The following is a 17,834-nucleotide window of genomic DNA, read 5'->3' as shown; positions in this document are numbered from 1 at the left end:
CGTGCGACTTTCGTTTGCGACCGAAGCGACGCCCGGTCTGGAGAACGAGGATTTCGTCGCCGCCGGGCAGGGCTGGGCCGTGGTGCTGGACGGCGCCACGGCCCCGTCCGGCGTCGACAGCGGATGCGTCCACGGCCCGGCCTGGCTCGCGCGGCGCCTGGGCGCCGAACTCGCCGGACGCCTGGCGGCCGACGGCAAGCCCCTGCCCGACGTGCTGGCCGAGTCGATCGAGGCGATCGGCGGCCTGCACGGCGACTGTGACCTCGGCAACCCCGACAGCCCGTCGGCGACCGCCGCGATGGTCCGCTGGGACGGACGAGCGGTCGAATGGCTGGTCCTGGCCGACTCCCCGGTGATCCTGGACGTTGACGGCGAACTCAAGGTCATCACCGACGACCGCCTCGACCACCTGCCCAGCTACACGCTGGAGGGCGTCCGGGCGTCCCGCAACAGCCCCGGCGGGTTCTGGGTGGCCAGCACCCGCCCGGAGGCCGCCTACGAAGCGGTCACCGGCGAGCTCCCGCGCGAGTCCGTACGCCGCGTCGCGGTGCTCAGCGACGGCGCGTCCCGCCTGGTCGAGAAGTTCGCCATGCTCGGCTGGAACGACCTCCTGGACCTCCTGGACCAGGCGGGCCCCGAAGAGCTGATCAGGCGAACCCGCGAGGCCGAGAAGACCGCCCCGGCCACCCGCCGAGGCAAGCGTTACGACGACGCCACGGCCCTGATCGTCCGCCTCTGATCGAGCCCGCCAAACGATTTCGCAAGTGGCCCCCGGGCCGTGTATGGTTTCACTGCGCGACCAACGACAGGCCCCTTTAGCTCAGTCGGCAGAGCGTCTCCATGGTAAGGAGAAGGTCTACGGTTCGATTCCGTAAAGGGGCTCCACCAAGACAGAGGCCACATCCCGTTATCCGGGGGTGGCCTCTTGTGCATGTAAAAGCCGATCTTCTCTCGCCCCTCAGTTCCGCACCAAGACCAGCCGTTTCTCGTGGGAACTCGGTGAGTCGCCCGGGGTCAGCGCGATCAGAGCGCAAAGCACGCCGCGGAGGTCGGCGCCCGGGCGCAGTTCCGCGAAGGGCAGAGCCGCGATGAGCGAGGTCGCCGCCAGCACCATGTCGCTCTGCCGGAGCGGGCGGCTCCGGTCCCACAAGGGGGCGGCCAAGCGCAACGTGTTCTCGATCAGAGCCGATATGCCCGAAATGCCGCGCGATTCCGCCAGTTGGAGTGCGCGCCGTAGCACCGCCTGAGGTTCGTCGGCGGGGGAACAGGCGGAGACCTGGCTCAGCTCCACGCGGAGCAGCCGTGAGAGGGCCGCTCTTTCTGCCGTTCGCCTGCCGCGGCGATGTGACGCGTCGTCCAGGCCCTCGGAGGCCATGGCCCGGAGAGCCAGATCGACACAGGCTCGACCCAGGCCCTCCAGCACCTCTGAGGGCAGGGACGACAGATCGCTTCTGGCGGCGGCGCGGGCGAAGGCGAGATCGACTTCGAGGTTGAGGTGGCGGCCATGGGCGTTGGCGTGAGCGTGAACGCGAATGAGGGCCGGGTCACGGTCGAGGTCATGGGCGAGGCGAAGATCCAGGGCGTGGTCGAGGTCGGGGCGCGGTTGAGGGCGCGGTCAAGGTCGGCGGTGATGCCGGCGTGAGGAGTGAGCTCGGAACCGTGATCGAACTGGATGGTGCCATGGCCACCGTGGTCCAGGGCGGCGGCGAGAAAACGGCCAAGGTAGGGCCCCAGGTCGGCGTGGCTGCCGGAGTCGAGGTTGAGGTTGAGGTCGCGGGCGAGATCTTCGGCGCGGGTGAGAGCCCGGTTGAGGTGAAGGCTGACGGCACGGTTGAGTTCGCGGTCGCCATCGAGGGCAAGGTGCTGCCGGTCGAGGTTGCGAAGGATCTCTTGGTTGAGGTGGAGGAGGGGGGCGAGTTCGCGACCGATATCGAGGTTGAGGTTGAGAGCGCGGACGCGGGCTCGGTCGATTACGAGTTCGCGCGCACGTATGAGGTCGATGCCGAGGTCGAGTGCGCGGGGGAGGGGGAGGGGGAGGTCGAGGACGAAGAGGAGGTGCAGCGCAAGGTCGAGCGTCTGCACGAGCTGGTCTTCGGGGCGGTCGAGGTCTCGGGGCCGGGCATAGGCGATGAGCTGGGAGAAGGTGAGGGCGGAGCGGGGGAACAGGAGCCGGAACAACAGATGGGTGTGGTGGAGGATCAGATCGGGGTAGAGGCTGATCTGTTGCTCGGTGGGGCGGTGGGGGTGGCGCGCGGGAGCAGAGGAAATCAGGCGGAGCTCGGCTTCGTCGTCGGCGTAGAGCGTCGTCGTGGCGGCGGGATAGAGGTCGCTGCCGAGGGCATGGCGGGCTTCGGCCGGGGTGGGCAGCCGGTAGCTGGCCCCGTCGGTGAACAGGTTGTCGAGCCAGGCCAGAAAGCCCTCGATATCGGCGGACCACAGGTTGGCTGTGGGGGCGGGTGGCAGCGATGCATGGGCGGTGTATCGGTTCCACAGTTCGGGCGAGACGGGATGGGCGCAGATGCGGGTGCACTCGTCATCGAGGGCGTGGGTGTCCTGGAGGGCTCGGGCGGCGGCGATGCCGTCCAGGAGCCGGATCTCGTCGGGGTCGGTGGGGGTGGTGGTCAGCAGGTGGTCGAGCTGGGCGCGCAGATCGGGGTCGAGTTCGCGGGCTTCGGCGGCGCAGGCGTAGGCGAGGTTGAGGGCGGTGACGGTGCGGGCGGCCAGGCAGGCTTCGACGACGGGGCTGGCGTCGGCGCGGGCGGCCCAGAGGAGCGTGGTCTCGCGCCACCAGGTCTGGTCCACGTTGTCGACCAGTAGCTGGCGTCGGGAGGCGTGTCCGGGGATCAGCGCGGCGGCCAGGTACTCCTGCAAGGTGAGGTGGGCGAAGCCGTAGCGTTCGTACTGGCGTTCCAGGAGCAGGCCGCTGCGACGCGCATGGGTGAGGAACACCTCGGGAGTGAGCGTGGGGACGGTGCGCTCCAGGACGGGACGGATCGCGCGCTGCGCGTCCTCGATGGAGATGTCGCGCATGCGGTGGCGCATCATGTACAGGGCCAGCTCCTGGATGACGCGCTCCTTCTTGTCGCCGTCCAGGCCGTCGAGCCCGGCATCGGGGAGGTTCTTGGCCTCCTGGCGGCGGTGGAGCAGGACCTGGCACACCTCCTCGTACAGAGCGGCCCGGCTGCCCGGCAGATTCCCGCGATACCGGTGCACGTTGGCGATCATCGTGAGGAGCAGCGGGTTGGCGCCCAGCTCGTAGAGCGTGGGACGGCCGGTGATCCGCCGGAAGAGGTCGTCGGCGGCCCGGACGGCGATCCGGTCGATCTCCTGCGGGTCGGCCTTACGAGCGCGGTGCTCGATGGCCCGGTACCAGGCCCGCAGGAACGCGTGGATCTGGTGGTTGGTGAACCGCTGCACCTGGAGGATGTCGGCGCGGGTCAGCCGGTTGGTGTCGTATCCCTGAGGACGGGAGGTGATCACGAAGGCGTTGCCCGGGTAGCGGCTGATCTGGGCTTCCACCCACCGCACCACGCGGCTGCGGTCCTGGGCGTCGGCGACCTCGTCCAGCCCGTCCAGCAGGACCACGCACCGGCCGCGCGTGAGGCGCCGCTCCAGCCACTCGGCGGGGATCGCGCCGTCCAGCCAGTGGGCGGTGACGGCGATCTCGGGCAGCCCCTTCGGCCGATCGGCCTTGATCGCCTCCGCGTGGTCACGCAGGTACAGCAGGACGGGGACGCGCCGTCGCCCCCACCGCCGCCTGGTCAGCTCCAGGGCCGTGTGACGAGCCAGGGTGGTCTTTCCGGATCCGGCGGCGCCCAGCACCGCCAGCACGCACTTCTCGGTCAGGAAGGATGCCAGCGACGCCCGCCGACCCACCGTCGCGTCCGGAGGTCGTGGGGCGGGGCCGATTCCGCTGTCGACCATCGCGTCGGTCACGGGCTTGGGCTGGAGCATCACATCGACATAGACCTGCTCGGCCCGCAGCACGAACTCCGCCTGCGTGACGAGCCCGATCGTCTCCATCTGGTTGACCGACGAGCGCACCCGTCGCAGATACTCGCGCCGCGAGCCCCTTCGCCTCCTGGGGGCCTGCTCGGCCTGCGCCCCGGCCGGTGGCGCCGCCTGGACCAACGCGCCCAGAACCGTGAACACCAGCGCCAGATACCCGTAACTCCAGCTCAGCTTCCCGTCGTTCAGGATCTGGTTGACCGCGACGCCCGTCGCGACCGTCAGCGAGGCCCCGACCAACGTGCGTCCCGCGAACCTCAGCCGTCGCACCGCACCCACACCCCCGGCAGAGAAGCTCGGACCCTGCGACCACCCAACCGCGTCGATCTCCACCCTGTCCGGTCCACCGGCTCGGGTATCCGCATCCGGCCACCGTCACGATCCTTCTGACGAGCCCTGTCAGAGAATCGTAAGATCGCGCGGTGCTGCGATTTGTCGCGATCGTTCTGGTTCTGCCGATGCTCGCCTCATGCGGCGTGGGTGCCGCGAAGAAGGAGCCACGGCCCCGCGTCTCGGCGAGTGCAATGGACCCGCATCGCCTCATGGGAGCGATGGTGGCGTCGTACCCGGGGCTGAAACAGACGTACTCCGACGCCCAGGATCATATGCATCAGCTGAACCAGCGGCTGGTCGGAGACAAACCCCAATTGAGCGGGTGCCTGGGGCGTCTCTCGCCAGTGGGTCACTTGAAGGCGCTTGGTGCCGGTGCCGCGCAGGCGCCGGCGGCCTTGCGCATGTGGGGCCGTGGATACTACGACGTGAGGATTCTCCAGACCGTTGTGGCTCTGCCCGGAGGTGGTGCCAAATCCGCGGTTGAGGCGCGGCCCTTCCCGGAAAATTGCCGCGCTTTCAGAAGCGGTGGGGTCCGTTTCACGGTGAACGAGTACCCCGTCGACCTGGGCGATGGTGGATACGTCCAGGTGAGTGAGGCCACCGGCCGGAAAGGCACGGCGACCCGGGAGTCCTTGGTGCGGTTCTCGTATCGCGGCGTCTACGTGCTGATCAGCGGGCTCGCCGACCGGCACCGGCAGGAGTTCCCTCAGCTCGCGTTGCGGAAGTTGCGGGAAGCATCGTTGTGATGGCCTCGGCGAGGAGGCGGATGCCTTCGGTTATCTGGGCTTCGTTGAGGCTGGAGTAGCCGATGATGAGGCCGGGGCGGCCGGGCTTGGTGAGGCGGTAGGGGGCGATGCCCGCGACCTGGACGCCGTGGTCGGCGGCGGCCGTGACCACGGCATGCTCGTCGAGGTCGTCGGGGAGCCAGGCCACGGCGTGGAGCCCGGCGGCGATGCCGGTGGGTTCGAGGTCGGGCAGGTGCTCGGCGAGCGCGGCGAGCAGGGCGTCGCGGCGGCGGCGGTAGACCGGGCGCATCCGCCGCAGCTGGCGGTCGAACTCGCCGCGGACGAGGAAGTCGGCGAACGCCAGCTGTTCGATCGCGGGCGAGCCCCGGTCGGCCAGCAGTTTGGCCTCGGCGACCGCCGAGGTCAGGTGCGGGGGCAGGACGAGCCAGCCCAGGCGCAGGCCGGGGGCCAGGGTCTTGCTGAGCGAGCCCGCGTAGATGACCACGTCCGGTGCCAGGCCTTGGACCGCTCCCACCGGCGCGCGGTCGTAGCGGTACTCGGCGTCGTAGTCGTCCTCCAGCACCAGCGCGCCGGTCGTCCGGGCCCAGCGGACGACCGCGGCCCTGGCCTCGGCCGGGAGGACGCCGCCCAGCGGCCACTGGTGCGAGGGGGTCAGCATCACCAGGTCGGCGTCGCTGCGTTCCAGCGCCTCGACGCTGACACCGTCGGCGGTCACGGGCAGCGGGACCACTTCGAAGCCGTGCCGGACGGCCAGCGGCCTGATGTCGTCGTCGGCGGACGGGTCCTCCACCGCAATCCGCTTGCCGCCGCGGTCGGCCAGCACTTGCAGGACCAGGGCGCCGGCCTGCCCGAAGCCGCTGGTGATGAGCACCTGCGACGGCGTCGCCGAGACGCCGCGGACCCGGGTGAGGTAGTCCGCCAGCGACTTGCGCAGCTCGGGGACGCCGTATCCGTCGAGGTAGTTCAGCCGGTCGTGCGGCGCGGTGGTCAGCACCCGCTTGAGCGACCGGAGCCACACCGCGCGGGGGAAGCTGGCCGCGTCGGTGCGGCCGTACCCGAAGTCGATGCGGGGCCCCGGGGACGGCGGCGCGGCGGGTTCGGTGACGATCTGCTCCGGGGCGGCCGCCACCCGCGTGTACGACCCGGGCGTGCTGACGAGATAGCCCTCGGCCACGAGCTGGTCGTACGCCTCGACCACCACCCCGCGGGAGATCCCGAGCTCGGCGGCCAGCCGCCGTGACGGGGGGATCGAGGAGCCGAACGGCAGCCGCCCCGCGCGGATGCCTTCGCGCAGGGCCGACTCGATCTGCCGGTGCAGGGGGAGCGGCCCGGTCCGATCGAGCTCGACCAGCAGGTCGTGGACCAGGCCGGAGTTCACTGTGCTCACACCCCGCAGGCTAGCGGGCCGTCATCCGGCCGCGAAGGCGCCGACGGCCACCGCGCACAGGGCCAGGCCCGCGCCGTGCGTCACGGTGGTCCGCTCCCGCAGGACGATCGCGGCCAGCGCCACCGTGAACGCGGGGAACAGGGAGGTGATGACGGCGGCCACGGCGAGGGTCCCCTCGCGTGCGGCCAGGAAGTACAGGATCGTCGCCGAGACCCCGAGGACGCCCGGCACCGCGGCCTTCCACGAGGGGCGGGACGTTCCCGCCTCGACCGCCGTCCGCAGCACGACGACGCCGAGGACGAGCACCGCCGCCACCTGGCCGACGGCCACCGGCCACAGTCCCGAGGAGTCGCCGGCCCGGTCGAGGCAGACGAACAGCCCGGCGAAGCCGAGCCCGGCCAGCAGGCCCTCGCGGATCCCGCCGCCGTCGCTGGGGCCGGTCTGCGAGGAGACCAGCCAGATCCCCGGGATCGCCACCAGGACGCCGAGCACGGCCAGGAGGGTCAGCCGCTCCCCGAACAGCAGGTCGACCAGGACGGGGACGCCCGCCGCCCCGACGGCAGACAGCGGCCCAGCGATGTTCATCCGCCCCTGGGCGAGGCCGCGGTAGAGCGCGAGGGTGCCGAGCGCGCCGCCGAGGCCGGCGCCCAGGCCCCACAGGAGCGTCGATCCACCGGGGAAGGGCGAGCCCAGGACGATCGCGGCGAGCAGGGCGCCGGACGCGGCGGCGGCCTGGCCGACGAACCCGACGCGGGTGTAGTGGGCGCTGCGCGAGAGCAGGCCACCGTAGAAGTCAGAGGCGCCGTAGAAAGCGGCGGCGGCGAGCGCGAGAAGGACCACGGTCTCCATCGCGATCACCGGCCCACGAGGCAGGTCAGGTGGAACGCGGTCGGGCTCGCCATGGCGCCCACGCATTCGAGCGCGGGGCCGGGGACGCCGCCGGTGTTGCCGAACATGCGCTCCGCCTCGCCCATGTCGAACGGTGACGGCTCGGTGTCGCCCCAGCCGCTCCAGGAGGTCGGCCGCCGGCCCGCACTGCCGAACGGCTCCTCGACGATGACGCCGTGCCCGGCCACGAAGCCGTCCGGTGAGGGGCTGATATCCACGATCGTGCGTCCCACGGTCTCTTCCTTTCAGCGGTGTTGCTCTGTCTGAAAGCAATCGTGGGGCCGGATCGGCCCGGGCGGCAGGGCCGATTTCGCCCCGGACGTCGGGTCCGATTTCGGGGGCTTCGTGGCCCTGGACGCCCGGTCCGCGATTCGCCCGCTCACGGGGGCTGTGGTAACGTCCGTGCGGTCCCAGCGGACGATTCGCAGGTCATCGGGGCGACCGGTAACCTTGCGAATGATCGGCGCCGGGGCTCCAGGAACCGAGACGGGTTTTCGTGTTTCCAGAGGTCCGTGAACATCCGGTATCCTTGCATTCCGGTCCACACCGACCATCGCGGCGGGGTAGCTCAGTCAGGCAGAGCAAGCGGCTCATAATCGCTGTGTCGCCGGTTCAAGTCCGGCCCTCGCTACTACCCAGGTCCCTCTCCTCCCACGCGGGGGAAAGCGGGCTGGGGTGAATCACCGGCCGTCCCGCGGGGCGGCCGACTGTCGTCCTTTGTCCCTAGCTAGAAAGGCACTCCATCGTGGCTGCCACCGACGTACGGCCCAAGATCACGCTGGCCTGCCAGGAGTGCAAGCACCGCAACTACATCACGCGGAAGAACCGGCGGAACGACCCCGACCGCCTGGAGATCAAGAAGTACTGCCCCAACTGCCGCACGCACCGCGCGCACAAGGAAACCCGCTAGCCGGTCCCGGCAGGGTAGTACCGCCGCCGTGCCCCCGCACCGAGCGGCCGGATCTTCCAACGGCTTGCCCTGACGCCCTCGGCCCGTCCTCGCTCAGACCCGCGAGGGCGGGCTGAACGTCGTTCTGTTACGGTCCAGCCGGGACACCGGCGAGCGCGCCCCGGCGCGGGCCCAGCGATCGGAGGACGGACTGCATGGCCATCAACCGTGATTTCATCGGGCGGACCTTCCCGCCCAGCGAGCCCTACGAGGTCAGCAGGGTGAAGATCCGCGAGTTCGCGGACGCCATCGGCGACCGCAACCCGGTCTATCGCGACCCCGAGGCGGCCAAGGCCGCCGGGTACCCCGATGTCATCGCCCCGCCGACGTTCCCCATCGTGGTCTCGCTCGGCGGCTCGGCGCTGACCGACCCCGACCTCGGCATCGACTTCGCGATGGTCGTCCACGGCGAGCAGCGCTTCGAGTACACCCGCCCGATGCGCGCGGGCGACACCGTGGTCTGCACCTCGACGATCACCGAGATCAAGGCGATCGGCAACAACGAGAAGCTCTCGATCGAGACCGAGATCGCCACGGTCGACGGCGAGCCGATCTGCAAGTCCTACAACGTGCTGGTGGAGCGGGGGGCCTGATGACCGCAAAGGTGAGGTACGACGACGTCGAGGTCGGCACCGAGATCCCCGCCCGCACCTTCGAGATCGACCGGCTCAACCTGGTCATGTACGCCGGCGCGTCCGGCGACTTCAACCCGATCCACTGGCGCGAGAGCTTCGCCACGGCCGTGGGCCTGCCGGACGTCATCGCGCACGGCATGTACACCATGGCGCAGGGCGGCCGGTTCGTGTCCGACTGGGCCGGCGACCCCGGCGCGGTCCTCGACTACGGCGTCCGGTTCTCCGCGCCGGTCGTGGTGCCCGACGAGGGCGGCGCCCAGCTGGAGATCAGCGGCAAGGTGGAGGAGAAGCGCGACGGCAACACCGTCGTCGTGGCGCTGACCGCCAGGTCGCTGGGGCAGAAGGTCCTCACGCGCGCCAAGGCCGTCGTCCGGCTCGCCTGAAGGGAACACACCACGTGGCGGTGATCGCTGAAGAGGTGAACCTGGCCGGGTACACCACGCTGCGCCTAGGCGGACCGGCCCGCCGGTTCGTCGAGGCGACGACCGAGGCCGAACTGGTCGCGGCCGTCCGCGCGGCCGACGAGGCCGGTGAACCGCTGCTGGTCGTGGGCGGCGGCAGCAACCTGGTGGTGTCCGACGACGGCTTTCCCGGCACCGTGGTGCACGTCGGGACGCGGGGCGTCGAACGCCTGCCCGGCGAGGGCGGGCGGGCGCTCGTCCGCGTGCAGGCCGGGGAAGACTGGGACCCCTTCGTCGCCCGCTGCGTCCAGGACGGCCTGTCCGGCGTCGAGTGCCTGTCGGGCGTCCCCGGCCGCGTGGGCGCCACGCCGATCCAGAACGTCGGCGCCTACGGGCAGGACGTCAGCGAGACCATCGTCGAGGTCAGGGCCTACGACCGTCCGGCCGGAACGGTCGTCGCCCTCGGTGCGGACGAATGCCGCTTCACCTACCGCAACAGCGTCTTCAAGGGCTCCGACCGGTACGTGGTGCTCGACGTGACCTACGCCCTGCACGAGGCCGACGACTCCCAGCCGATCGCCTACGCCGAGCTCGCGGGACGGCTCGGCGTCGAGCGCGGCGCCCGGGTGCCGCTGAAGGAGGCCCGCGAGGCCGTCCTGGCGCTGCGGCGCGGCAAGGGCATGGTGCTCGACCCCGCCGACCCCGACACCCACAGCGCCGGGTCGTTCTTCACCAACCCGATCCTCGACGCCGCTCGCCTGGCCGAGCTGGAGCGCCGCGTGGCCGACCGGCTCGGCCCCGAGACGGCGTTCCCGCGCTACCCCGAGAGCCCGGGGCCGGACGGCGCGCCGCGCACCAAGACCTCCGCCGCCTGGCTCATCGACAAGGCGGGCTTCGTCAAGGGCCACCAGAACGGCCCGGTGCGCATCTCGACCAAGCACACACTGGCGCTGACCAATCCGGGTGGCGCCCACACCAGCGACCTGCTCGTCCTGGCCCGAGAGGTGCGCGACGGTGTGCGCGCGGCGTTCGGCGTCGAGCTGGAGAACGAGCCGGTCTTCGTCGGGGTCTCCCTGTAGGGGACGCTTGCGCGCTGTTGATAGCGTGGACACCGTCGAGGGGGAGTAGTCCCAATCGCGTGATCGACATGCTGGCGTCCGCCCCCGGTGGACGCCCGGTCACGCGGGCCTCGGCCGCAGGACGCTCCGCGTCCGCGGCGGGGCGGACGAGACCTTCGGCCTGGCAGTCATGCCGGGCCGAGGTCGCGCGCCGCCCAGCGGTGTCTCCCGCCCTTCGCTCGGCATCCGAGCGAGAGGAAACGGGTGTCCGCCTTCATCATCAGCCTGGTCGTGATCTTTGTCGCGGAGCTGGGCGACAAGAGCCAGCTCATGGCCATGACCTTCGCGACGCGCTTTCGGGCGCTGCCGGTCCTGGCCGGGATCACCGCCGCGACCGCGATCGTCCATCTGGCCTCCGTGCTGCTCGGCGCCGCGCTGGGCGCCGCGATCCCCACCGGCCCGATCTCGCTGCTGGCCGGGCTGGCGTTCCTCGGCTTCGCCGCCTGGACGCTGCGCGGCGACGAGCTCGACGAGGACGAGCAGGGCAAGGCCCGCCGCGTCGCGGGCTCGGCGGTGCTCGCCGTCGGGACGGCGTTCTTCCTGGCCGAGCTCGGCGACAAGACCATGCTCGCCACCGTCACCCTGGCCGCCGACCACGCGAGCGTCGCGGGGATGATCGGCGTCTGGGCCGGGTCGACCATCGGGATGGTGGCCGCCGACGCGCTGGCGATCGTCGTGGGACGCCAGCTCGGCCGGCACCTGCCCGAGCGCGTGATCCGCTACGGCGCCGCCGCCGGTTTCGTCCTCTTCGGGGTGTTGCTGCTGGTCGAGGGGGTGCGCGCGCTCTGATGATTTCCCTGCGCCGGGCGCGGCCCCGAGGGCAACCCTTTTCTCAGCGGCTGGGGGAGTTTCCGGTGGCCCGGGGAAGCGCATCATGCCAGTGGAGCCCTTGGCACTCGCGGTATGTGCCGCGGGAGGGCGTTCATTGGGGCGGAGAACGACCGTGGCCATTCCGCGACCGCAGCGGGGGCTTGGACTGCGCCCTCAGCTCAGCGACGAGGTCGCCGCGCGCATCCGTGAACTGATCATGGACGGGCGGATCCGGCCGGGCGAGTTCCTCCGGCTGGAGCGGCTCGCCCTGGAGTTCGGCATCAGCGTCACGCCGGTCCGCGAGGCGCTCCAGTCGCTGCGCAGCGAGGGTTTCGTCCAGCTGGAACCCAGACGCGGCTTCGTCGTCGCGCCGCTGTCCAAGCAGGACGTCCAGGACCTGTTCTGGGTCCAGGCGTCCATCGCGGCCGAGCTGACCGTCCGGGCGGCCCGCCGCGTCACTCCCGAGAGGCTGCGCGAGCTCGCCTCGATCCAGGACGAGTTCGACCAGGTCGCCTCGACCGGACGGGGCGATCTGGCCGAGGAGCACAACCATCTGTTCCACCGCGAGATCAACCTGGCGGCGGCCGCGCCGAAATTGGCGTGGTCGCTGCGGTCGGTCACGCGGTACGTCCCGCGCGGCCTGTACGGGCGGCTGCCCGCCTGGCCCGCCACGGCCGCCGAGGACCACCGCAGGATCCTGGCCGCCCTGCGCGGCGGCGAGCCCGAGGCGGCCGGGCAGGAGATGCGCGCGCACATCGTCCGCGCGGGCGGCCTGCTGGTCGCCCATCTGGAGCGCCGGGGGATGTGGCGGCCCGACCTCGACCCGGTCGGCGACTGAACGCCGCCCAACGCCGCTCTCGGCGACCTCACCACCGTGAGCCGCCTGCCCCCCCGCCGCGCTCTGGCCGCGGGCCCGCCGGGTTGTGCGTGACGGCGAGCCGCCCGGCCCGGCGGAGGTGGGGGGTCAGCGCGGGGGTGGGGCGGCGAGCCAGGCGTCGACGTCGGCGAGCAGGCGCTTGCGCAGCGCGTCCGGCGCGGCCGAGGCATGGATCGAGTGACGCGCCAGATCGGCCAGCTCGGCGTCGGAGAACGCGTGCTCGGTGCGGGCCAGCTCGTACTGCCGGGCCAGCCGCGAACCGAACAGCAGCGGGTCGTCGGCGCCCAGCGCGATGCGCGCGCCCGCCTCGTACAGGGCCCGGACGGGGACGTCCGCGGCCGTCGACGCGACGCCGAGCCCCACATTGGACGCCGGGCAGACCTCCAGCGCGACCCCGCGCTCCACGATCCGCTCCAGCAGCCGGGGGTCCTCGATCGCCCGGACCCCGTGGCCGACCCGGTCGGCCTCCAGCGAGTCGAGGCACTCGCGGACGCTCGCCGGGCCGAGCAGCTCGCCCCCGTGCGGCGTCGACAGCAGCCCGCCGCGCTTGGCGATGCGGAACGCTCCCTCGAAGTCGTAGGCCCGTCCGCGCCGCTCGTCGTTGGACAGCCCGAACCCCACCACGCCCTGGCCGGTGTAGCGGACGGCCAGCCGCGCGAGCGTCTTGGCGTCCAGCGGGTGCCGGGTCCGGTTCGCCGCGATCACCACGCCGATGCCGACGCCCGTCGCCGCCTCCGCCGCGCGCGCCGCGTCCAGCACCAGCTCGATCGTCGGCGTCAGCCCACCGAACCGCGAGGCGTACCCGCTCGGGTCGACCTGGATCTCCAGCCAGCCCGACCCCTCCGACGCCTCGTCCTCGGCCGTCTCGCGCAGCAGCCGGCGCAGGTCGTCCGGGGTCTTCAGCACCGAACGCGCGATGTCGTACAGCCGCTGGAAGCGGAACCACCCGCGCTCGTCGGTCGCCCGCAGCCGCGGCGGCCAGTCCTCGACCAGCGCGTCCGGCAGGTGGACGCCGTGCCCGGCGGCCAGCTCCACCAGCGTGGAGTGGCGCATCGAACCGGTGAAGTGCAGGTGAAGATGGGCCTTCGGCAGTGCGGTCACGTCCCGGGGCGACACCGAGAGGGCCGGACGCGGGGACGGGGAGCAGGCCGAGGAAGAGCGGCGTGACGTGAGACTGGCCTCCATGAGCCAATGTTGCCGGAAAACCCCGCCGCATGAACCCCGCCTCACCAGGATCACCAGCTTTGACTAGCCGCAGGTGGCACTGACTAGCGCCGAACTAGTCCCGGACCGGCCTGACGACGCCGAAAAAAGAATCTTGGAAACCCGTGCAACCCCGCTCCACGACCGCGCGTATACGAGGGGCGCAAGAGGCCAGCCGGGCTGAACCCACCGAAAGGGATAATCCATGATCTCGCTGAAGGCCGCCGCGATCGCCACGTCCGCCGTCGGAGCCGTCGCCGTGAGCGGCGTCGCCTGGGCGGCCACCACCGGCGGCACGGACCGGCCCGCAGGCGATCTCCGTTCGGGCACCTCCCAGGTCTCCACCGCCGCCGACAAGGCCAAGACCCAGGTTCCCGCCGTCAAGCCGACCTGCCTGCCCAAGGCGCCCGGCGCCAAGCTGCCGGACACCTCCAAGCTCCCGAAGACCCCGGGCACCGACAAGCTGCCCAAGGCCCCGGGTACCGACCAGCTGCCCAAGACCCCCGGCACGGACAAGCTGCCCAAGGCCCCGGGCACCGACCAGCTCCCGAAGACCCCCGGCACCGACAAGCTGCCGACGCTGCCGGGCGCGCAGAAGCTGCCGAACGTCCCGGCCGACCTGCCCACCTGCCTGCCCAAGGACCTGCCGGGCAAGCCTTCGGTGCCGAGCCACCCCGCTCCGGCACCGAAGCTGCCCGGCACCCCGGACGCCGCCAAGCTCGACTGCTCCAAGGTCCCGCAGGCGGTCACGATCGGTGGCGCGGTCGAGCGCGCCATCGTCCTGCCCAAGGGGCTGAAGTACGTCGACGGCCGCACCGCGTCCAAGACCATCGAGGCCCGCAAGTACTGCGTCGTCACCCAGAAGTGGGCGGGCAAGGCCGGGCAGTCGCTGACCGTCGAGCGGATCAAGGCCCAGGCCGGAACCACCGAGCGGCAGCTGCGCGACGCCCTTAAGATTCCCGGAGCGCCCGGCACGCCCGCCGTCGGCGGTGCCGTCGACCTGCGGGGCCCGGGTGGCGGCGGCGTGCTGCTGTTCGACCAGAACGGCTACTCGCTGTACGTCAACGGCAGCTCCGTCGCCTCGCACGACCTGCGGAGCATCGCCGCGGCGCTGAACCAGGCCGCCAAGTAGACCCCGGGCGAGCGGCCCCGAGGCGCGCGGGGCCGCTCGTGACCGGTGGACGACCTGAGAGCCGGACGGAGACCAGTGGGGCGACGGGACGACGATTCGTTTGTCGAGTTCGTGGCGGAGCGTGGCAACGCCCTGATGCGGACGGCCACGCTGCTTTGCGGCGCCCGCCAGGACGCCGAGGACATGCTCCAGACCGCGTTGGAGAAGGCGTACCGGCACTGGGGCCGCCTGGACACCGACTCCGACCCGGAGCCGTACGTCCGGCGGATCCTGGTGAACCTGGTGATCAGCCGGTCCCGCCGCTGGAAGATCCTGCGAGAGATCAACATGGCCAAGCCGCCGGAGACCACGACCCCCTCGGCGACCCACGCGGTCGAGCTGCGCGGCACGCTCATCGACGAGCTGCGCAGGCTCGGCCCCCGGCAGCGGGCCGTGCTCGTCCTGCGCTACTGGGAGGACCTGTCGGAGGCGGAGACCGCGCAGGCGCTCGGCTGCTCGGTCGGCACGGTCAAGAGCCAGGCGTCCCGGGGGCTCGCCAGGCTCCGGGAACGTCTCGACACGAATCTGGCACCACTGGGGAGATGAGCGATGGACCTGGAGAGTGAACTGCGCAAGGCGATGGCCGAGCAGGTGGCCGAGTCGTCGGCGCCGTCCTCGCTCGCCGCGGACGTGCGGCACCGGCACCGCCGCCGGGTCACCCGGATCCGCGTGACCGTCGCCACCGCCGCCGCGGCCGTCGCCGTCGTGGCACTGATGCCGGCCTACCAGTCCTTCCGCGCCGAACCCGTCGGCGCACCTGCGAAGACCGGTACGCCGTCCGCGCGGCCGTCGACGCTGGTCGTGCCGTCGAATACCCCCGCCTCGGGCCATCCCGGGCCTGCCCCGTCTCCGGGACGGTCCGAGGCGGGATCATCGGGCAAGCCCTCGGCGCCCCCGTCGGGCGGGCCCAAGGACCACGGGCCCAGCGGCCTCCCGCGGCTCCTGCCGGACCTTCCCGAATGGGTGACCTACATCCCGGCGGGCCTGAAGCCGGACGGACGCTGCGTCTCCGGAGGCGACGCCCAACGCCGCACGACCACCTGCCGCTGGCGCGGAGCGCCCGGCTGGGCCGAGATCAAGCTGGTCAAGGGCCCCCGCGCCCACGAGGGCATGTCGGCGGTGCCCGGCCTGCCCAGCCGGACGACCGTCCACGGCATCCCCGCGACCACCGGCGGGGGCCCCGGCTCCAGCCACCGCGTCGCCTGGCCCGCCCGCCCCGGAGTCGGGGTCGTGGTCACGGTCGGCGGCGGGCTCGCGGGCGACCAGCTCATGCGGATCGCCGAAGGCGTCCGCGTCTGAAAGCCGCTTCGGCGGGACGTCCGGCGGGGAGTGGGGCCGCCGGGCGTCCCGCCGAAGTGCGCCGGTCCGGGCGGGACGGACACCGCCCGGACCGGCGCGCCGCTCAGTGCGCCTCGGCCAGCAGCTTGGCGACCCGGGACACGCCCTCGACCAGGTCGTCGTCGCCCAGCGCGTAGGACAGCCGGAAGTAGCCGGGCGTGCCGAACGCCTCGCCGGGCACCAGCGCGACCTCGGCCTCCTCCAGGATCAGCGAGGCCAGCTCCACCGACGTCTGCGGGCGCTTGCCGCGCAGCTCCTTGCCGAGCACGCCCTTGACCGACGGGTAGGCGTAGAACGCGCCCTCAGGCTCGGGGCACAGGAACCCGGGGATCTCGTTCAGCATCCTGACCATCGTCTGGCGGCGGCGGTCGAACGCGGTGCGCATCTCGGCCACCGCGGTCAGGTCGCCGGTCACCGCCGCGAGCGCCGCGGCCTGCGAGACGTTGGCGACGTTGGACGTCGCGTGCGACTGGAGGTTCGCCGCCGCCTTCACCACGTCCTTCGGGCCGACCATCCACCCGACACGCCAGCCGGTCATGGCGTAGGTCTTGGCGACACCGTTCAGCACCAGCGTCCGGTCGGCCAGCTCGGGCACCACCACCGGCATCGAGTGGAACTCGGCGCCCCCGTAAACCAGGTGTTCGTAGATCTCGTCGGTGACCACCCAGAGGCCGTGCTCGTCGGCCCAGCGCCCGATCGCCTCGATCTCGTCGCGCGAGTAGACGGCGCCGGTCGGGTTGGACGGGGACACGAACAGCAGCACCTTGGTGCGGTCGGTGCGCGCCGCCTCCAGCTGCTCCACGCTCACCCGGTAGCCGGTGGTCTCGTCGGCGACCACGTCGACCGGCACGCCCCCGGCGAGCTTGATCGACTCGGGGTAGGTCGTCCAGTACGGCGTCGGGACGATCACCTCGTCACCCGGGTCGAGCAGCGCCGCGAACGCCTCGTACACCGCCTGCTTGCCGCCGTTGGTGACCAGCACCTGCGCGGCCTCGACGGTGTAACCCGAGTCGCGGGCGGTCTTCTCGGCGATGGCCGTGCGCAGCTCGGGCAGCCCCCCGGCCGGCGTGTACTTGTGGAACCGCGGCACGCGCGCCGCGGTCACGGCCGCCTCGACGATGTAGCCGGGCGTGGGGAAGTCGGGCTCGCCCGCGCCGAACCCGATGACCGGGCGGCCCGCCGCCTTCAGCGCCTTGGCCTTGGCGTCGACGGCCAGCGTGGCGGACTCGGAGATGGCGGCGATGCGCTTGGAGATGCGAGGACGGTCGATGCTCATGTCCCTATCGTTACAGAACCCGGCCGGTCACTTCAGCGGTATATCCCGGCTGGTGAGATCGGTACGAGAAGGCAGGTCAGAACGTCGCTCCCGAGCGCTTCGCACGTTCTGGTTCGACGAGCGGCCGTGGAGCGAAGTAGACTCCCTGACCTAGTGCCGCGTCCCGGCATACGGTCATGTCCTCAAAAGGCCGTAAGCTGTGAAGCGGCACGACCTGACTTCCCAGGAGTCAGGATCCCCAACCTGGGGAATGAAGGGCAGTGGCTCAATTGGTAGAGCTCCGGTCTCCAAAACCGGCGGTTGGGGGTTCGAGTCCCTCCTGCCCTGCGAGGTGCGGTGCGCGCACCCGTGCCGGCCATCGCGATGGCGGGAGCGGCGCGGAACCCGCGCGGCAACCACGTGGTGGTTGATCACGACCTATGAGGTGAACGGCGGCACAATGGCGACTGAGACGCGCGGCGAGGCCGCGGCCAAGGACGAGGGCAAGGGCAAGTCCGCGCGCAAGCGCACCTCGCCCCCACTCTTCGTGCGCCAGGTGGTCGCCGAGCTGCGGAAGGTCATCTGGCCCACCCGGCGCGAACTGATCACGTACACGTCGGTCTCGCTGGTGTTCGTGCTCATCATGGTCGCGATCGTCTCCGGCCTGGACTGGCTGCTGCAGAAGGGCGTCTTCGCCGTCTTCGGCTGAGACCCC

At 71.5% G+C, this 17,834-nt stretch carries 19 protein-coding genes and 3 tRNA genes; 15 read left to right on the top strand and 7 right to left on the bottom strand.

The features are described from left to right. Position 1: 1 nt before the first annotated feature. Entirely contained in the window at positions 2 to 739 is a 738-nt protein-coding gene (locus ACQPY4_RS37765) for a protein phosphatase 2C domain-containing protein (protein WP_433329467.1), read from the top strand. Between the two features lie 70 nt (positions 740 to 809). Continuing rightward, positions 810 to 885 (top strand) — tRNA-Thr (locus ACQPY4_RS37760). 73 nt (positions 886 to 958) lie between these two features. Here ACQPY4_RS37760 and ACQPY4_RS37755 read toward each other — a convergent pair. Both ACQPY4_RS37755 and ACQPY4_RS37750 read right to left on the bottom strand, forming a co-directional pair. After that, the gene (locus tag ACQPY4_RS37755) at positions 959 to 1,291 is read right to left on the bottom strand and encodes a hypothetical protein (protein ID WP_433329465.1); all 333 of its coding nucleotides are present in this window, start codon (positions 1,289 to 1,291) and stop codon (positions 959 to 961) included. Continuing rightward, positions 1,282 to 4,278: an NACHT domain-containing protein gene (locus ACQPY4_RS37750; RefSeq protein ID WP_433329463.1), complete on the bottom strand. Its 2,997-nt coding sequence runs from the start codon at positions 4,276 to 4,278 to the stop codon at positions 1,282 to 1,284. The genes ACQPY4_RS37755 and ACQPY4_RS37750 overlap by 10 nt, the downstream gene beginning before the upstream one ends. Before the next feature lie 152 nt (positions 4,279 to 4,430). Between ACQPY4_RS37750 and ACQPY4_RS37745 the strand changes: the two genes are divergently transcribed. After that, positions 4,431 to 5,087 (top strand): hypothetical protein, encoded by a 657-nt coding sequence (locus ACQPY4_RS37745; protein WP_433329461.1) that lies wholly within the window; start codon positions 4,431 to 4,433, stop codon positions 5,085 to 5,087. Here the strand turns inward: ACQPY4_RS37745 and ACQPY4_RS37740 are convergent. Genes ACQPY4_RS37740 through ACQPY4_RS37730 form a run of 3 tightly spaced genes read right to left on the bottom strand, consistent with a single transcriptional unit; the run spans position 5,011 to position 7,595 of the window. Beyond that, positions 5,011 to 6,474, bottom strand: coding sequence for a PLP-dependent aminotransferase family protein (locus ACQPY4_RS37740; protein ID WP_433329459.1), 1,464 nt, complete (start codon positions 6,472 to 6,474; stop codon positions 5,011 to 5,013). The two genes, ACQPY4_RS37745 and ACQPY4_RS37740, sit on opposite strands and share 77 nt — an antisense overlap. 21 nt (positions 6,475 to 6,495) lie before the next feature. Next, positions 6,496 to 7,323, bottom strand: coding sequence for an EamA family transporter (locus ACQPY4_RS37735; protein WP_433329457.1), 828 nt, complete (start codon positions 7,321 to 7,323; stop codon positions 6,496 to 6,498). Positions 7,324 to 7,328: 5 nt separating this feature from the next. Beyond that, complete coding sequence (locus ACQPY4_RS37730; protein WP_433329455.1) at positions 7,329 to 7,595, bottom strand: hypothetical protein; 267 nt, start codon at positions 7,593 to 7,595, stop codon at positions 7,329 to 7,331. Positions 7,596 to 7,919: 324 nt separating this feature from the next. On the opposite strand from ACQPY4_RS37730, the gene ACQPY4_RS37725 reads away from it, so the two are divergent. The 7 genes from ACQPY4_RS37725 (at position 7,920) to ACQPY4_RS37695 (ending at position 12,113) form a co-directional block, all read left to right on the top strand. After that, positions 7,920 to 7,993 (top strand) — tRNA-Met (locus ACQPY4_RS37725). Between the two features lie 114 nt (positions 7,994 to 8,107). Then, positions 8,108 to 8,272 (top strand): 50S ribosomal protein L33, encoded by a 165-nt coding sequence (gene rpmG, locus ACQPY4_RS37720; protein ID WP_344595707.1) that lies wholly within the window; start codon positions 8,108 to 8,110, stop codon positions 8,270 to 8,272. A gap of 194 nt (positions 8,273 to 8,466) precedes the next feature. Continuing rightward, complete coding sequence (locus ACQPY4_RS37715) at positions 8,467 to 8,904, top strand: MaoC family dehydratase N-terminal domain-containing protein (protein ID WP_433329452.1); 438 nt, start codon at positions 8,467 to 8,469, stop codon at positions 8,902 to 8,904. Beyond that, complete coding sequence (locus ACQPY4_RS37710; protein ID WP_433329450.1) at positions 8,904 to 9,329, top strand: MaoC/PaaZ C-terminal domain-containing protein; 426 nt, start codon at positions 8,904 to 8,906, stop codon at positions 9,327 to 9,329. Before ACQPY4_RS37715 ends, ACQPY4_RS37710 begins: the two co-directional genes overlap by 1 nt. Positions 9,330 to 9,343: 14 nt before the next feature. Then, positions 9,344 to 10,426, top strand: a complete 1,083-nt coding sequence (locus ACQPY4_RS37705) for a UDP-N-acetylmuramate dehydrogenase (RefSeq protein WP_433329448.1) — start codon at positions 9,344 to 9,346, stop codon at positions 10,424 to 10,426. A 243-nt stretch (positions 10,427 to 10,669) separates the two neighbouring features. Continuing rightward, positions 10,670 to 11,254 (top strand): TMEM165/GDT1 family protein, encoded by a 585-nt coding sequence (locus ACQPY4_RS37700; RefSeq protein WP_433329446.1) that lies wholly within the window; start codon positions 10,670 to 10,672, stop codon positions 11,252 to 11,254. 154 nt (positions 11,255 to 11,408) lie between these two features. Beyond that, positions 11,409 to 12,113, top strand: coding sequence for a GntR family transcriptional regulator (locus ACQPY4_RS37695; protein ID WP_433329444.1), 705 nt, complete (start codon positions 11,409 to 11,411; stop codon positions 12,111 to 12,113). A gap of 126 nt (positions 12,114 to 12,239) precedes the next feature. Here ACQPY4_RS37695 and ACQPY4_RS37690 read toward each other — a convergent pair whose 3' ends face one another. Further along, positions 12,240 to 13,205 (bottom strand): adenosine deaminase, encoded by a 966-nt coding sequence (locus ACQPY4_RS37690; protein ID WP_433339184.1) that lies wholly within the window; start codon positions 13,203 to 13,205, stop codon positions 12,240 to 12,242. A 355-nt stretch (positions 13,206 to 13,560) separates the two neighbouring features. Between ACQPY4_RS37690 and ACQPY4_RS37685 the strand changes: the two genes are divergently transcribed. The 3 genes from ACQPY4_RS37685 to ACQPY4_RS37675 all read left to right on the top strand — a co-directional run bounded on the left by ACQPY4_RS37685 (position 13,561) and on the right by ACQPY4_RS37675 (position 15,825). Further along, entirely contained in the window at positions 13,561 to 14,487 is a 927-nt protein-coding gene (locus tag ACQPY4_RS37685; RefSeq protein ID WP_433329442.1) for a hypothetical protein, read from the top strand. A 75-nt stretch (positions 14,488 to 14,562) separates the two neighbouring features. Then, positions 14,563 to 15,072, top strand: coding sequence for a SigE family RNA polymerase sigma factor (locus ACQPY4_RS37680; protein WP_433329440.1), 510 nt, complete (start codon positions 14,563 to 14,565; stop codon positions 15,070 to 15,072). A gap of 3 nt (positions 15,073 to 15,075) precedes the next feature. Beyond that, positions 15,076 to 15,825 carry a hypothetical protein gene (locus ACQPY4_RS37675; RefSeq protein ID WP_433329438.1) on the top strand — a complete coding sequence of 250 codons (750 nt, stop codon included), beginning with the start codon at positions 15,076 to 15,078 and terminating at the stop codon, positions 15,823 to 15,825. Between the two features lie 103 nt (positions 15,826 to 15,928). Here the strand turns inward: ACQPY4_RS37675 and ACQPY4_RS37670 are convergent, their stop codons facing one another. Next, positions 15,929 to 17,140 (bottom strand): pyridoxal phosphate-dependent aminotransferase, encoded by a 1,212-nt coding sequence (locus ACQPY4_RS37670; RefSeq protein ID WP_433329436.1) that lies wholly within the window; start codon positions 17,138 to 17,140, stop codon positions 15,929 to 15,931. Between the two features lie 254 nt (positions 17,141 to 17,394). On the opposite strand from ACQPY4_RS37670, the gene ACQPY4_RS37665 reads away from it, so the two are divergent. Both ACQPY4_RS37665 and secE read left to right on the top strand, forming a co-directional pair. Then, a tRNA-Trp gene (locus tag ACQPY4_RS37665) sits at positions 17,395 to 17,467 on the top strand. A 112-nt stretch (positions 17,468 to 17,579) separates the two neighbouring features. After that, the gene (gene secE, locus ACQPY4_RS37660) at positions 17,580 to 17,828 is read left to right on the top strand and encodes a preprotein translocase subunit SecE (protein ID WP_433329434.1); all 249 of its coding nucleotides are present in this window, start codon (positions 17,580 to 17,582) and stop codon (positions 17,826 to 17,828) included. Positions 17,829 to 17,834 lie beyond the last annotated feature (6 nt).

Origin of the sequence: Spirillospora sp. CA-294931 (assembly GCF_050946795.1) — a bacterium.
GTDB lineage: Bacteria > Actinomycetota > Actinomycetes > Streptosporangiales > Streptosporangiaceae > Spirillospora.
This window is presented reverse-complemented; position numbering and strand designations above follow the sequence as displayed.